The 261-nt window shown below is 75.1% G+C and carries 1 protein-coding gene; it reads right to left on the reverse strand.

Going from position 1 to position 261, the window contains the following annotated elements:
• The coding region (locus ADK41_RS14295; RefSeq protein WP_159043975.1) for an acyltransferase domain-containing protein at nt 1-261 on the reverse strand (261 nt) is incomplete at both ends.

Here is a 261-nt window from a genome sequence, read left to right on the forward strand (position 1 = left end):
CCCCCGGTCGGCGAACCCGGCCGCAAGGGCGAGGACCTCCGCCTGGTCACCGGCGACGACCACCGCGTCCGGACCGTTCACCGCCGCCACCGACACACCCGCGGTCAGCTCACGGGCAACCTCCTCCTCGGTCGCCTCGATCGCCATCATGGCTCCGCCGGCCGGGAGCTCCTGCATCAGCCGGGCACGCGCCGCGACCAGGGTGCAGGCGTCGTCCAGGGACAGCACCCCCGCCACATGCGCGGCCGCGATCTCCCCGAC

The sequence above is a fragment of the Streptomyces caelestis genome (assembly GCF_001279005.1).
Taxonomy (GTDB): domain Bacteria; phylum Actinomycetota; class Actinomycetes; order Streptomycetales; family Streptomycetaceae; genus Streptomyces; species Streptomyces heliomycini.